This is a genomic window from Echinicola rosea (genome assembly GCF_005281475.1).
In the GTDB taxonomy this organism is placed as follows: Bacteria; Bacteroidota; Bacteroidia; order Cytophagales; family Cyclobacteriaceae; genus Echinicola; species Echinicola rosea.
On record NZ_CP040106.1, the window covers coordinates 2,874,061 to 2,888,123 of the forward strand.

12 protein-coding genes are annotated in these 14,063 nt (G+C 44.4%); 9 read left to right on the forward strand and 3 right to left on the reverse strand.

The features are described 5' to 3' along the window. Nucleotides 1-676 precede the first annotated feature (676 nt). From FDP09_RS11575 to hisIE, 5 genes are all read left to right on the forward strand, one after another. Nucleotides 677-1,471, forward strand: coding sequence for a phenylalanine 4-monooxygenase (locus FDP09_RS11575; protein ID WP_137402818.1), 795 nt, complete (start codon nucleotides 677-679; stop codon nucleotides 1,469-1,471). Nucleotides 1,472-1,687: 216 nt separating this feature from the next. Then, a complete protein-coding gene (gene hisH, locus FDP09_RS11580) occupies nucleotides 1,688-2,272 on the forward strand; it encodes an imidazole glycerol phosphate synthase subunit HisH (RefSeq protein ID WP_137402819.1) in 585 nt (194 codons plus the stop codon). A gap of 2 nt (nucleotides 2,273-2,274) precedes the next feature. After that, the gene (gene hisA / locus FDP09_RS11585; RefSeq protein ID WP_137402820.1) at nucleotides 2,275-2,994 is read left to right on the forward strand and encodes a 1-(5-phosphoribosyl)-5-[(5-phosphoribosylamino)methylideneamino]imidazole-4-carboxamide isomerase; all 720 of its coding nucleotides are present in this window, start codon (nucleotides 2,275-2,277) and stop codon (nucleotides 2,992-2,994) included. A 74-nt stretch (nucleotides 2,995-3,068) separates the two neighbouring features. Continuing rightward, nucleotides 3,069-3,824 carry an imidazole glycerol phosphate synthase subunit HisF gene (gene hisF / locus FDP09_RS11590; protein ID WP_137402821.1) on the forward strand — a complete coding sequence of 252 codons (756 nt, stop codon included), beginning with the start codon at nucleotides 3,069-3,071 and terminating at the stop codon, nucleotides 3,822-3,824. A 239-nt stretch (nucleotides 3,825-4,063) separates the two neighbouring features. Further along, nucleotides 4,064-4,669, forward strand: coding sequence for a bifunctional phosphoribosyl-AMP cyclohydrolase/phosphoribosyl-ATP diphosphatase HisIE (gene hisIE, locus FDP09_RS11595; RefSeq protein ID WP_137402822.1), 606 nt, complete (start codon nucleotides 4,064-4,066; stop codon nucleotides 4,667-4,669). An 80-nt stretch (nucleotides 4,670-4,749) separates the two neighbouring features. Here the strand turns inward: hisIE and FDP09_RS11600 are convergent, their stop codons facing one another. Next, entirely contained in the window at nucleotides 4,750-6,084 is a 1,335-nt protein-coding gene (locus FDP09_RS11600) for a S41 family peptidase (RefSeq protein WP_229683429.1), read from the reverse strand. Nucleotides 6,085-6,241: 157 nt separating this feature from the next. Between FDP09_RS11600 and FDP09_RS11605 the strand changes: the two genes are divergently transcribed. Both FDP09_RS11605 and FDP09_RS11610 read left to right on the forward strand, forming a co-directional pair. Next, nucleotides 6,242-6,907, forward strand: a complete 666-nt coding sequence (locus tag FDP09_RS11605; RefSeq protein ID WP_137402823.1) for a TetR/AcrR family transcriptional regulator — start codon at nucleotides 6,242-6,244, stop codon at nucleotides 6,905-6,907. Nucleotides 6,908-6,919: 12 nt separating this feature from the next. Then, nucleotides 6,920-8,233 carry an ABC1 kinase family protein gene (locus FDP09_RS11610; RefSeq protein ID WP_137402824.1) on the forward strand — a complete coding sequence of 438 codons (1,314 nt, stop codon included), beginning with the start codon at nucleotides 6,920-6,922 and terminating at the stop codon, nucleotides 8,231-8,233. Between the two features lie 172 nt (nucleotides 8,234-8,405). Here FDP09_RS11610 and FDP09_RS11615 read toward each other — a convergent pair whose 3' ends face one another. Next, the gene (locus FDP09_RS11615; RefSeq protein ID WP_137402825.1) at nucleotides 8,406-9,599 is read right to left on the reverse strand and encodes a PQQ-dependent sugar dehydrogenase; all 1,194 of its coding nucleotides are present in this window, start codon (nucleotides 9,597-9,599) and stop codon (nucleotides 8,406-8,408) included. A gap of 100 nt (nucleotides 9,600-9,699) precedes the next feature. Between FDP09_RS11615 and FDP09_RS11620 the strand changes: the two genes are divergently transcribed. Together FDP09_RS11620 and FDP09_RS11625 are read left to right on the forward strand one after the other, a co-directional pair. Continuing rightward, nucleotides 9,700-11,622 (forward strand): ABC-F family ATP-binding cassette domain-containing protein, encoded by a 1,923-nt coding sequence (locus FDP09_RS11620; RefSeq protein ID WP_137402826.1) that lies wholly within the window; start codon nucleotides 9,700-9,702, stop codon nucleotides 11,620-11,622. A gap of 93 nt (nucleotides 11,623-11,715) precedes the next feature. Continuing rightward, nucleotides 11,716-12,981: a type IX secretion system plug protein gene (locus tag FDP09_RS11625; RefSeq protein ID WP_137402827.1), complete on the forward strand. Its 1,266-nt coding sequence runs from the start codon at nucleotides 11,716-11,718 to the stop codon at nucleotides 12,979-12,981. 215 nt (nucleotides 12,982-13,196) lie between these two features. Here the strand turns inward: FDP09_RS11625 and cas6 are convergent, their stop codons facing one another. Next, nucleotides 13,197-14,063: a CRISPR-associated endoribonuclease Cas6 gene (gene cas6 / locus FDP09_RS11630; protein ID WP_137402828.1), complete on the reverse strand. Its 867-nt coding sequence runs from the start codon at nucleotides 14,061-14,063 to the stop codon at nucleotides 13,197-13,199.

Below are 14,063 nucleotides of genomic sequence, written 5' to 3' on the forward strand. Positions count from 1 at the left end.
GTTTCTCTGATTGCGAAACCAGGGCAAAACGCATTTAAAAAAAATGTTCCTATTTGCATTTATATCTGCCGTTCCTACGGAACTTACCCTTTTGTGTGTAATCATTTTTGGTGCAGGTTGTCACCTGCACCTTCTATATGACCCTCCGCCAAAGGCGGATGAGGCAGGATGCTCAGTTGCTAACGCATATTCAGGGTTTAATCTCAACCAAATCAACTCATCATTCTTTCAGCCCATCCCGCCATTCGGTAAGATAGGCTACTGCGGTTTCGAATGTTCAAATCGGGGCAAAGTGCCAGCGGCACGATGGGTTTAGTAACCAGCGGATTCATCCGCTGGATGTTAAGGCCTCCTCCACCTCCAGAAGGAGTGCCAGCGGCACGGATGATGGCTGCCCAACACGAAATTAATGTTAAATGCGTTTGCCCTGATTGTGAAACAAGTGATTTTGATTAGAAGAAGTAACTTGTTATCTTTGTGATTCAAGATGAAAAACCTATCCGTAAAATATTACAGCTATTACTACCATTTTCTCCCCAAAAAGGATTAGGTGTAATGCTGTGAGCTTTACTGTAAAAAAATACAAAGGCCTAATCCTACTCGGGGTTAGGCCTTTTTTATTTTAACCCAATTTCAAAATATACGTAAATTTAACTAGTACTAACCCAAATATAAGATGGCAGGTAAACCAGCTGATTGGGTCTTCCAAGACCCTCGATTAAATGAAATGCATCAGGATTATAGTGCATATACCGAAGAGGATTTTGCAGTATGGAAAACCCTTTACGAACGGCAGATTGTGAACCTTCCCAAAGCTGCTTCACAGGCCTATCTGGACGGTATCAAGAAGATCAACTTTAGTGCTGACCGCATTGCCGATTTTGCTGAAGTAAATCGGATTTTGAGCAAGTCTACGGGCTGGGGAGTGCAGGTAGTGCCGGGATTGATTGACGATGATTTGTTTTTTGGTTTGCTGAAAAACAAGCAGTTTCCCTCTTCGACATGGCTGCGTAAAATGGAACAGTTGGATTATTTGGAAGAGCCGGACATGTTCCATGATGCCTTTGCGCACATGCCACTGCTCACCAACCAGCCATATGTTGATTTTTTGCAGGATCTTAGTGGAATTGCCCTTAAGTACATTGACGATAAGTGGGCGATTCATTTGCTGTCGAGGATCTATTGGTTTACCATTGAATTTGGATTGATCCGTGAGAAAGGGGAACTAAGGATATATGGAGCAGGGATTTTGAGCTCTGCCGGTGAAACCAAATTCAGCCTTTCTGATGATCCTGACCATATCGATTATGATGTCAGAAGGATCATGCAGACGCCTTATTGGAAGAATAAGTTTCAAGACAAGTATTTTGTGATAGAAAGTTATGAGCAATTATATAATTCCATTCCAGAGATTGAGAAAGTCCTGGCAGAAGAGCTGATCGCCAGTGAAGGAGCTGGAAACGAGTCATAAGGACATGGTGAGAAGTTTTGAGTATTAATCTTTCTACCAAATAGATTGGATAATGCCTTCAAAAATAGGATATAATGTTTATTTTTGAGCTGCGAAAATACAGGCGATTCTATGCTTGTACAGTCAGATCAAAAAGTTCACAAACCTAAGCGATAGACCTCAAATTTTCCTTTGGGACTTTGAGGTCTATTTAGCTTTTAAGTAGAAGTAAATTAGATGGATGTAGCCATTATAAAATATAATTCCGGGAATGTGCTGTCGGTGCTATATGCTCTGGAGCGTCTCGGGATCAATGCCAAGCTGACCGATGATGTGGAGGAGATCCAAAAAGCCGACAAGGTGATTTTTCCCGGGCAGGGGGAAGCCAGTTCGGCCATGCGGTACCTTCGTGAGCGAAAGCTTGACCAGCTGATCAAAGAGCTGAAGCAGCCCTTTTTTGGAATTTGCTTGGGGCAGCAGCTGTTGTGTGAATATTCCGAGGAAAATGATACCGAGTGTTTGGGGATATTTCCCGTGAAAGTGAAGAAATTCCCGCTAATGGACAAAGTGCCCCATGTAGGCTGGAATAGCCTTCAGGATACAAAAGGCGAGTTGTTGAATGGTGTTAATGCGCATGATTATGTTTACTATGTGCACAGCTATTTTGCTGAAATCCATCCAGAGTTTACCGTTGCGAAAACCCATTATATAGCGGATTTTAGTGCGCTATTGCATAAGGATAATTTTTATGCGATGCAGGCCCACCCTGAAAAAAGCAGCCATTCTGGCCAAAAAATATTAACCAACTTCTTGAATTTGTAGTCATGGAGATTATTCCAGCAATAGATATTATCGGGGGCAAATGTGTCCGTTTGACCCAGGGAGATTATGGACAGAAAAAAGAGTACGCAGACCATCCGCTAGAAGTCGCCAAAAAGTTTGAGCAAGCAGGCATCAAACGGCTTCATTTGGTGGATTTGGATGGTGCAAAAGCAAAGACCATTGTAAACAAAGCTGTGCTGGAGAGCATTTCCTCCAATACTTCATTGAAGGTAGATTTTGGAGGAGGTGTACAATCGGACGAGACCATCCAAATGGCTTTTGATGCGGGTGCAAGCCAGGTGACAGGAGGGAGTATTGCGGTAAAGAACCCGGAGCTGTTTGAAGGCTGGTTAGGGAAATACGGTTCCGAGAAGATCATTTTGGGATCAGACGCCAAAAGCAGGAAAATCGCCATCAGTGGCTGGGAAGAAACTACGGAAGCCGATGTGGTGGATTTTATCAAGGCCTATCACGCGAAAGGAGCACGATATGTGATCTGTACGGATGTAGCTAAAGATGGTTTGCTCCAAGGGCCATCAGTGGATCTGTACAAGGAAATTATCCAAGAGATACCCGGGATTCAGCTGATTGCCAGTGGTGGTGTTGCGGAAGTGAAGGATTTGGAAGAACTGGAGAAGATTGGTGTGTTTGGCACCATAGTAGGCAAAGCGTTTTATGAAGGGCGGATTAGCCTTGAGCAATTAGCGGCTTTTGTAATATAGTGATGGATGAGGTGGCAACTGATAGCCTGAATAAGATGCTGAAATCCCGATAACTGAGTAACTTAATTAACCAGATGTTGACAAAAAGAATAATACCTTGCCTGGATATCAAAGAAGGGCGCACGGTAAAGGGAGTGAATTTTGTGGATTTGCGCGATGCCGGTGATCCAGTGGAGTTGGCCAAGGTCTATTCTGACGAAGGGGCTGATGAGTTAGTGTTTTTGGATATTACCGCTACGGTGGATAAACGGAAAACATTGGCTGAATTGGTGACGCGAGTAGCCAAAGCCATTAATATACCTTTTACCGTAGGTGGAGGAATATCCACGGTAGAGGATGTCAAGGTGCTCCTAAATGCCGGTGCCGATAAGATAAGCATCAACTCTGCCGCTGTCAAAAGACCAATAGTCATTGATGAAATGGCTGCTGAGTTTGGTAGCCAATGTATTGTGGTGGCCATTGATACCCGAAATGTGGACGGGGTGGATCTTGTACATACCCATGGTGGAAGAAAACCCACCACTATCCAAACCCAGGCTTGGGCAAAAGAGGTGGCGGACAGAGGTGCAGGAGAGATACTCCTGACCAGTATGGATCATGACGGTACCAAGGGTGGATTTGCCGATGGGCTGACCAGTGAAATTTCAACAGCGCTGACCATTCCAGTGATTGCTTCAGGAGGGGCAGGATCCATGCCGCATTTCAAGGATGTTTTTACAGGAGGAAAGGCCGATGCTGCTTTGGCGGCCAGTATTTTCCACTTTAAGGAAATCGGTATTTCTGAACTGAAACATTATTTGGCTGGAGAGGGAGTGACGATGAGGATATGATGTCCGGTGCCGGATGTATGTGGTTTTGCCGAGAGGTGCGTACCGGCACGGTGAAAATTGAGTTTTTGCTCAAAAAGAGTGTCACAGGCCCAACTGCAATTATCCTCCGGTACAGTCGATGGAATAACTGAGAATTGATATCCGATGCCTGTCCTGAGAATGAAACGAATCAGGATCTGATGAACCTTGAAATCTATAATTTAACAACCTTTCTACCACTTACGAACAACTAGTCAATAATGAAAGATATAAACATCAATTTTGAAAAAGTAAATGGCTTGGTGCCCGCCATCATCCAAGATGCGAATACCAATAAGGTGCTTATGCTGGGGTATATGAATGAAGAAGCACTTCAAAAAACCCAAGAAAGTGGAAAAGTGACCTTTTTCAGCAGGACCAAGCAGCGCCTATGGACCAAAGGAGAGACCTCAGGGAATTTCATGCATGTCCAATCCATTAAAGTAGATTGTGATAATGACACCTTATTGGTGAAGGCGAATCCTGTCGGACCGGTGTGCCATACCGGAGCGGACACTTGCTTTGATGAAGAAAATGCCTCCAAGACTGCTTTTATCGACCATTTACGAGGCATTATCAAAGACCGTAAAAACAACCCTTCTGACTCATCCTATACCGCTTCACTTTTTGCCAAAGGCATCAATAAAGTAGCCCAAAAAGTAGGAGAAGAGGCAGTAGAAATTGTCATTGAAGCCAAGGATGACCACAAAGACCTTTTTATGGGAGAAGCAGCGGATTTGCTTTTTCACTATCTAGTGCTCCTTGAGGCCAAAGGCTATGAATTGGATGAGGTAATGGATGTGTTGATCCAGCGCCATAAGGGGTGAAAACGAGTTGGTTGGATGAAGATTTAATTTTACAGTGGTGAAAGAATTGAAGCGCCTTAAATCCAGTGGATCTATATTCATTAATACACCGGAAATTCTTTCTCCAGTCCCTCAAAATCGTCAATCATCAACCAGGATGGGGGGAGGGGTTTCTTTCGGCTCAGAGCTGGAAAGCTTCCTGTCTCAATATAGTGGAGAGCTGCCGCTAATCGTGGCTCTGCCGGATCCCCCCAATCATATGATATGCCGTCTATAGCTTCATAATCCACCGGAAAACCATCAAAGTAGGAAGCTGTGCCGTCAGCATTGGCGGTCGAGAAGGTGATGGGGACGAGCTCCACGTTACGCTCTTTGAGGTGTTTGTTAAAATCCGATATTGGAAAGGCTCCTACAGGCTTGCCATAGGTTTTTTGCCCGACCAATTTGACATCCATATAGGGAGTGAGACAGTTGATTGTGAGTTCACTGGCTGAGGCAGAACCTTCCGAAGTGATGAAGAAAATGCGGTTGAGCGACAAGTTTCCTTTTTTCTTAAAATAGACATGTTCATTCATTTCCCTTTTGTTATGGTTGTGCTGGTCGGTGTACATGATGGAGCCATCTGCGACACCAGGGATGATGCGGTTCATAAGCTGCTCGGCCACGCGGACAGAACCTCCCCCATTATAGCGCAAGTCAATGACCAGCTCTGAAATCCCCTCTTCTTCCAGCTTGTTCAAAGCCTCCTCGACCTCAGTGCTTTGAGTGGGTTTAAGGCCTGCGGTGGCCTTGAAGCTATTGTAAACTAGATAGCCAGTTTTTTTGCCATTGACAGCTATGGTGGATTGATGTAGAATGGAGTTTGCTTGGTAAGCCGCTTTGCTATTGGTGCGTGTAGAGGTCGTCCCGTCGGGCAATTCAAACGTAAAGGTGTTGCTGATACCACTTTCTGCAGGGCCTAGCTGGAAGTTATAGCCAGTGTTTGTTTTGTAATCGTCGATGGGCTTGCCATTGACTCGGGTGATTTTCCAGCCCCTTTTCCAGCCATCCTTGCCTGCGGGGGCGTCGTCATAGACAAATGTAAGGTAAAGGTTCCCGTCTTCCGCAAGCCCCCAACCAAAGCCGTGGCCAATATTTTGGCCTGTGAAGGCCTTGTCAAAGGCATCTGGTGTCGTCAGGTACGACCATCGATCCAATTCTTGGTATTTTAAGGCTTCCAAAAGGTCCTCATACGTAGTGTAAGCGTCAAGTTCCACTTTGGCAGGCATCTTGTCGTTCCAAAAGTACCATTCCCCCATACTGGCGTAAATGCCCGCCTTTACGATGCTGTCCGTAAATCGAGGATCATCGAGGTCATCTTGGCAAGCAGTCACAGACATGACCAACATGGAAAGTAGGAAAAACCTACTCATAAACGAAAGGGCAGCTTTTTTCATAATGGTTGCATCTTTGGGAATAAACGGAGCAAATCGCTTTTTAGATTTAAAGCCCATTCAGTTTTTCCTGCTACCCAAAATACAGGATAAATGATTGAAAACTAAAACCTACAGGAAGGTTTTGGTGTTATTACTATTGAGTAAACCAGATAAGACCATGGAAAAAACAACTGCAAAGAAGCCAACGAAAATTGACAAGCGAAAAAAAATCATTGATGCCTACAAGAACTATGTTTTGGAGCATGGTAAATCTCCTGCATCGGTCTTTAAATTTACCAAGGAACTTAAAATGAAAGAAGCGGATTTTTATGCATTTTTTTCCAGCTTTACTGCTGTCAAAAGAGCTGTGTGGCAAAAAATCTTTCAAGTCACCCTTTCTACCTTAGAGTCCCAAGAAATCTATAAACAATATTCTTCAAGGGAGAAGTTACTTGCTTTTTTCTACACTTGGATCGAGGAGTTAAAGCATAATAGGAGCTATTTGTTGGTGCTCTATGGAACTCATCAGCTGCCCAGCCATACATTGCCGCAAGAACTGCAGGGGTTCAGAGATGATTTTAAGGAGTATGTGAAAGGGGTACTTGCTGAGGGCGAGGAGAATGATGAAATCGCCAAGCGCCCTTACCTCAGTGATAAGTATGATGAAGGCTTATGGTTGCAGGTACTGTTTGTGTTTAGGTTTTGGATAAAAGACCATTCCGACGGTTTTGAAAAGACCGATGAAGCCATCGAAAAATCAGTAAACTTGGCTTTTGACCTGATGGGAAAGAGCGCTTTGGACACTTTTGTGGATTTTGCCAAATTCCTTTACCAAGCCCGTTAATCGATTTTACCAGTGGAAAAGAAAGAACAAGCCAGCATCCCTGTGGGCAAGGTCCAAAGGGCAACAAAATTTATCAAAACCGGTGCTAAGGTTGGGGGAAATTACGTAAAGCACTATGCCCGTAAATTTCAGGATCCGTCACATTCACGAGAGCAACTTGATAACGATAATGCAACAGATATATACGGTTCGCTGAGCGAGCTAAAGGGAAGTGCCTTAAAAGTGGCCCAGATGATGTCCATGGACAAAAACCTGCTGCCTAGGGCTTACCAAGAGCAATTTTCCATGGCGCAGTACAGTGCGCCTCCTTTATCGTACCCCTTGGTGGTCAAGACTTTCCAGAGGTATTTCGAAAAAGCGCCGGAAGCCATTTTCGATACGTTTACCCGCTCTGCCGTGAACGCCGCTTCCATCGGGCAGGTGCACCAAGCCACGTTGGATGGGAAGAAGTTGGCGGTGAAGATCCAGTATCCCGGTGTCGCCAATAGTGTGAGTTCGGACCTTAAATTGGTGCGGCCTTTTGCCCTTAGGTTGCTGAATATTAGTGAAAAGGAGCTAAATCACTATATGGCCGAAGTAGAGGAACGGTTGCTGGAAGAGACAGATTATGAGCTTGAGGTGAGGCGATCAAAGGAAATTTCTTCCGAATGCAGCCACATCCCACATTTGGCCTTTCCTACGTATTATGAAGCACTCAGCTGCGAGCGTGTCATTGTGATGGATTGGCTGGAAGGAAAGCACATCAAAGAATGGCTGCTTACGGATCCTTCTCAGGAAGCAAGAAATCGCATCGGGCAAGCTTTGTGGGACTTTTATCACCATCAAGTGCATGAACTCAAACAAGTCCACGCTGATCCGCATCCCGGCAATTTTATCATGATGGATAATGGAAAGTTGGGTATCATTGATTTTGGCTGTGTCAAAGTGATCCCTGGGGATTTTTACCTTGGATATTTCAGCTTGATCAAAAAAGAATTGGTGGCCAATAAGGATGAATTGGATAAAATATTTTATGACCTGGAATTTATCTCCGATAAAGATACGGCTGAAGAAAAGGTGTTTTTCAAGGCCGTTTTCAAAGAGATGATTTCATTGATAGGAAGACCATTCCACGAAGACTGGTTTGATTTTGCTGATGATGCTTATTTCGACCAGATTTTTGAACTGAGCGACCGGGTGTCCAATGACAAGATGTTCAAAAAATCAAGACAGGCAAGGGGATCCAAACATGGCCTTTATGTGAACAGGACGTATTTTGGCTTGTATAGCTTGCTCAATCAGCTGCAGGCTAAAGTAAAAACGACCAAGCCGGAGTGGTTGGAGTAAGAGAGGTTGTGAGCAAAACTTCCATGATGCTAGAGTTTCCTTAATTTTGAAACAAATTCAGGTTGCTGCTGTGGCAGTCTTTGGGTTAAATGAAAACGCCCGCTTTTTGGTGTTTATTGCACTAAAAAGCGGGCGGAGTAATATGTTTTCGATGGAATGGATTGAGCCTTATTTAAGGCTGGTTATAGCTGATTCGGTAAATACAGCCGGCCATGTCATCAGAGACGAGAAGACTGCCGTCTGGCAATTCCTGCACATCCACAGGGCGCCCCCAAACTTCCTGACTGGCATCGTCTAGCCATCCTGAGGCGAATACTTCTTCACCTGCCACTTCACTGCCGTCAAGCGAAACATTGGTAACGGTATAACCACTTTTTTTGCTTCTGTTCCATGAACCGTGCTTGGCCACAAAAATCGATTTTTTGTAGGTATTAGGGAACATGCTGCCTGCATAAAAACGCATCCCCAAAGGAGCCACGTGAGGGCCCAAATTTGCTTTTGGAGCGACGTAAGCAGATTGGCCTTCGCCAGCATCGCCAAATTCAGGATCCTTTACATCGCCTTGGTGCCAGTAAGGGTAGCCAAAATGCTGTCCTGCCTCAGTTATGGCGTTCAATTCACATTCAGGTATATTATCTCCCATTTGATCCCGGCCATTGTCGGTAAACCAAAGGTTCTTACTGTCTGGATGCCAGTCAAATCCGACTGTGTTTCGTACACCATGTGCCACGATTTCCGGTTCTGGGTTCTCCGCATTTACATCCAAGCGTGTGATGGAGGCAAAAATTTCTTTTTCAGGTTCGCAGATATTGCAAGGGGCGCCGACAGGGACGTATAGAAGTCCATCAGGTCCGAATGCAATGAATTTCCATCCATGGTGTCCTTCTGTAGGGTATTGGTCATACACTACCTCGAAGCTTGGATCTGTTAAATGATTCTTAATGTCAGGGAATTTAAGAATCCGGTTGATTTCGGCCACATATAGGTCTCCGTCCTTGTAGGCAACACCATTTGGAGAATTGAGGTCTTCGGCAAGAGTATAGCGGAAGTCTGCTTTACCATCACCGTTCTCATCGACTACGGCATATACATTGTTCTCCTGTCGGTTGCCGACAAAGACGATTCCTTCTTCAGACATGCTTAATGATCTGGCATTGGGGATATTGGCTGCCCATACGGAAATGGAAAAATTTTCAGGTAATTGGATGGTTTCTAGCTGTACATCAGCAGAATCTGCTGAAATATCCACGCGATTATCCCCTTCCGTCGCTTCTATAGGTTTTAGTTTGTTTTCTTGATCTGTGCCACAAGAAAACATTAAGATGCTTAATGATAAAGCACCGAACAAGGTTTTGTGATAGTTCATAAATTAGGGTTTCTAGTGTTAGATAATTCTTGAAGTTAAGAAAAAGCTGAATTTTTTCATCATAATGATTTATAAACGGGAGAATCCTTATTTTTGCAGCATGTTATCCATCAATAATTTATCCTATTACATCGGTGGGAGGGCATTGTACGAGAATGCTTCCCTGCATATCAAACCTAAAGACAAAATCGGCTTGGTAGGTCTTAACGGGACCGGTAAGTCCACGCTGTTGAAAATCATCAACGGAGATTATCAGCCTAGCAAGGGCGAGATCCAAAAAGCCAAGGACTGTACCATAGGTTTTTTGAACCAAGACTTGTTGTCCTATCAGTCTGAGGACAGTATTTTGGATGTCGCGTTGGAGGCTTTTAAAGAGACCTTGGCGCTTCAGGATGAAATTAATGTGGTCCTAAAGCAGATGGAAACGGATTATTCCGAAGAAATCATCAATAAGCTGGCAAATTTGCAGGAGCGGTTTGAAGCGAATGAGGGCTATACGATTAAAGCCAAAGCAGAGGAAGTGCTGGAAGGGATTGGTTTTTCTACAGGCGATTTAAGTAGGCCGTTGAAGACGTTCTCGGGGGGATGGAGAATGCGGGTGATGCTGGCCAAGTTGCTGTTGGAGAAGCCGTCATTGCTGATGCTTGATGAACCTACCAACCACCTTGACCTGCCTTCCATCCAGTGGGTGGAAAATTACCTAAAGACCTACGAAGGAGCGGTGATCGTGGTATCCCACGACCAGACTTTCTTGGACAATTGTATCGAGGTCACAGTGGAAGTATCCCGGCAATCACTGACCCCGTATGCAGGGAATTACTCGTTCTTTAAAGAACAGAAGGTAGAGCGTGAAGAAATTCAGCAGAATGCCTATGAGAATCAGCAAAAGATGATCAAAGATACGGAGCGTTTCATCGAGCGTTTCCGGGCCAAAGCTTCCAAATCCAATCAGGTGCAGTCGCGGGTCAAAGCACTGGAAAGAATGGAGCGGGTGAATGAAGTAGTGAGTGATAATATCTCAGTAAATTTCAAGTTTAAGTTTTCTAAACAGTCCGGTCGGGACGTGGTGACATTGGACAATGTGTCCAAGGCTTACGGAGATATCAAGATCCTGGAAAACTCCACCGCCCGTATCGAAAGGGGTGATAAGATCGCCCTGATCGGAGCTAATGGCAAAGGGAAGTCCACCCTTTTGCGGATCATTGACGGTTCTGAGCCTATTATTGGTGATCGAAGTGAAGGCTATAATGTAGTGAAATCCTTCTTTGCGCAGCACCAACTGGAAGCACTTAATGTCAATAATGAAATCCTGCAGGAAATGGTACAGGCAGGAAGTGATAAAACTGAAACTGAACTGAGAAATGTCTTGGGGTGCTTTCTGTTTACCAACGATGATGTGTTCAAGAAGATCAAGGTGCTATCAGGTGGAGAGAAGTCACGGGTGGCACTGGCCAAGACATTGATATCCGAAGCCAATTTCCTCCTGCTCGATGAGCCTACAAACCACTTGGACATGCAGTCAGTCAATATCCTTATCCAAGCCTTGCAGCAGTACGAGGGAACCTTTGTGACCGTTTCGCACGACCGTCATTTTATCAAGGGGGTGGCCAATAAGATTTGGTATATCGAAGATCATGAGATCAAGGAATACCTTGGAACGTATGAAGAGTATGTCTTCTGGCGATCACAGCAAGTAGAAAAAGCAGTTCCCAGCGCTCCCAAGAAAGAGAAAGCACCAAAGCCAAAGCCTGTCCGTACCCATTCGGAAGTAAGTCAGGCCAAAAAAGACCTAAAAAAGAAAGAGCGGGAGCTTGAAGATGTGGAAGGGCATATTATGGCATTGGAAGATGAGAAGGTGCAATTGGAAAAGCAACTGGCCGATCCGGCGGTTTTTCAAAATGAAGAAGAGTCCCAAAAGGTCAATAAGGCCTATGAAGAAGTGAAGAAAAAGGAAGAGCAGCTTACTTCCAATTGGGAAAGGCTTGCAGAGGAAATTCAGGACCTTCAGGAAACGGTCTCCTGACCTGAGCTCACGATGATGATAAATGCCAGTTTTACTTTAGCGTGGAACTGGCATTATTTTTTATCTTGCTTTACAAAAATAACCAAGTTGAAAATGAGGATAGTAATCATATTGTTTTTTTTAATGTGCAGCCTGTATTCATTTTGCATTGCGCAGGAAGAGTTAGTGGATAAGGTATATGAGGAAAATATACAGACCGTGCAGCTTTATCGCCGTGGTGGAAATATAGCTTCCCAGCTGAACACGCCGGTTATACCATTGGGAGGGGGGCAATTGGTATTGGAGTTTGACGACCTTGCTTTTGAGCCTGATCGGTATGCCGCCACTTTGATTCATTGTGATGCAGATTGGACACCTTCCGGCCTCAAGTCAGCCGATTACCTACAGCGGTACAATGAATTTAACATCACCGAGTACGATTATTCGATCAATACCCGAGTTCCGTATGTGCATTTCACTTTTCCAGTTCCACAGGTGACCAAGTCAGGAAATTATATTTTGAAGGTCTATCGTGGCAGAAATGAGGATGAAGTGATCATCACTAGGAGATTTATGGTGTACCAGGACCAAGTTAAAGTGGGGGTACAGCTATTACCGCCCACCATGATAGCCGAACGAATGACCGGACAGCAGATTGATATTTTAGTGAATTATGGTGCAAGGGAACTTAAGAATCCTTTGGAAAATGTCAAGGTGGTCGTACGGCAAAACCAGCGTTGGGACAATGCAAAAGTAGGCGGGAAGCCATCATTTATCAGGCAGGACAAGAGCCAGTTGGAGTACCGTTTTTTTTCAGGAGAGAATATTTTTGATGCTGGAAATGAGTTTCGTTTTATCGACCTTCGGTACGTTCGGACCACTGGACGAAATATTGCTTCTATCGAAATGAAAGATGATGTGGTGTATGCTTCGGCAGCACTCAATGAACCCCGGAGTACGACCAGCTACCTGGAGTATCTGGACCTGAATGGGCAGTATATCGTAGAAAACCTGGAACGGGGAAATCCAAAGCTGGAAAGTGAATACGTGTTGGTGACCTTTGCCGCTGATATGGGAGAGGTGGTCGGAGAGCCATATCTTTTTGGGGCATTGACCAATTGGGGACGATCTCCACAAGCAAAAATGACCAAGAATGAATCGAGTGGACAATACCGAACCTCAGTGTTGCTAAAACAGGGGTGGTATGATTATCAAATAGCCTTAAGAAAAGAGGGGGGGTGGGACACTTCTCCAATGGAAGGAAGTCATTTCCAAACAGAAAATGAGTATGAGGTTTTGGTCTATTACAGGGATTTCGGTTCTAGGTATGATGAGCTGATCGGATATACTTCCATCAATGCCAATAATAGGCGATTTTGAATAGAGGTACGGAGTACTTTTAATAAGACCATAGGTGGGCTAAGGATGGGCGAGAAGAATGGTGTGGCCAGTCTTTGCTATTCCGGATTTGAAATCCCGAATCGTAATCATGAGCACTTGCGCTGAAAGTATTCTTTTGGGGGCGTTACCCTTGATTCATATTGATTATCTTATAAAAGAAGCCCAATCATAAATGACCGGGCTTCTTGATGTTTTTACTCTTGCTCGTCTTCGTCTTTTGGACGGGACTGTTCTTGCTGTCGGGACTTGTATGGGACAAATCCCTCTCTTTTGAACTTGTAAGGTTCTGTGCGTTGGCTCGGCGAATTGTTGGCCAAGTCCAGCATTCCGAAGCCTTTGTGCGTAAAAGCACCCAGTCCGCATTTAAACACGAAATCTTGTACTTCATGGGCAGCATAAAGTGTGAAAGGCAGGGTGTAGCCTCTTACTTCATACTTTACGTCCATGTCGTAAACGGAGTAAATCCTAGCAAATTTCTTTTGCTGCTCTTTCAGCTTATTTACATAATTCATGTCCGGTACTACCTGGAATTTATAGAAAGATTCCATTTGTTCCTGGCTGTACCATCCTGATCGCTCCATCCGGGTCAAGGTGGATTCGTACAACAAATCCGAAAACTCGTCCGTGTCTGGGTTGATGAACCGTTTGCCGGAATCATCATCAAACGTAGGAGTCAACAACACCAATGGAGAAATACAAACAAATTTGTTTGAAGCCTCCAATTCTGGCTCAGATTCTTTTTCTGTGTACTCAGGGGAGATGATGAGGTTTCCTAACTCAATTTTTGGCGTTTTGAATACTTGCTCTAGCAGATAGTCAAGAAAGTCTTCATTGGGTGATGAAAGCACTAAGGTAACTAAGCTTGAGTAATAATGCAGGCCACTTCTACTTACTTTGGTCTGGCCCTTTAGGCCAGAGAAGTTGAAGTAATTGTAGTTGAAAAACTCTTCACGGCCACCTTTTACAATCAGACCTTTAAGAAACTGGGCCAAAATGTATTGGTGATGAAAGGGTAAATAAGCGCCTTTGTTCTTTAACGAAAATATTAATCTAATTCTCAC

Excerpts from the sequence above, each read along its gene's own strand:
- FDP09_RS11575 (WP_137402818.1), top strand. The coding sequence starts at position 677 with ATGGCAGGTAAACCAGCTGATTGGGTCTTCCAAGACCCTCGATTAAAT.
- hisH (WP_137402819.1), top strand. The coding sequence starts at position 1,688 with ATGGATGTAGCCATTATAAAATATAATTCCGGGAATGTGCTGTCGGTG.
- hisA (WP_137402820.1), top strand. The coding sequence starts at position 2,275 with ATGGAGATTATTCCAGCAATAGATATTATCGGGGGCAAATGTGTCCGT.
- hisF (WP_137402821.1), top strand. The coding sequence starts at position 3,069 with ATGTTGACAAAAAGAATAATACCTTGCCTGGATATCAAAGAAGGGCGC.
- hisIE (WP_137402822.1), top strand. The coding sequence starts at position 4,064 with ATGAAAGATATAAACATCAATTTTGAAAAAGTAAATGGCTTGGTGCCC.
- FDP09_RS11600 (WP_229683429.1), bottom strand. The coding sequence starts at position 6,084 with ATGAAAAAAGCTGCCCTTTCGTTTATGAGTAGGTTTTTCCTACTTTCC.
- FDP09_RS11605 (WP_137402823.1), top strand. The coding sequence starts at position 6,242 with ATGGAAAAAACAACTGCAAAGAAGCCAACGAAAATTGACAAGCGAAAA.
- FDP09_RS11615 (WP_137402825.1), bottom strand. The coding sequence starts at position 9,599 with ATGAACTATCACAAAACCTTGTTCGGTGCTTTATCATTAAGCATCTTA.
- FDP09_RS11620 (WP_137402826.1), top strand. The coding sequence starts at position 9,700 with ATGTTATCCATCAATAATTTATCCTATTACATCGGTGGGAGGGCATTG.
- FDP09_RS11625 (WP_137402827.1), top strand. The coding sequence starts at position 11,716 with ATGAGGATAGTAATCATATTGTTTTTTTTAATGTGCAGCCTGTATTCA.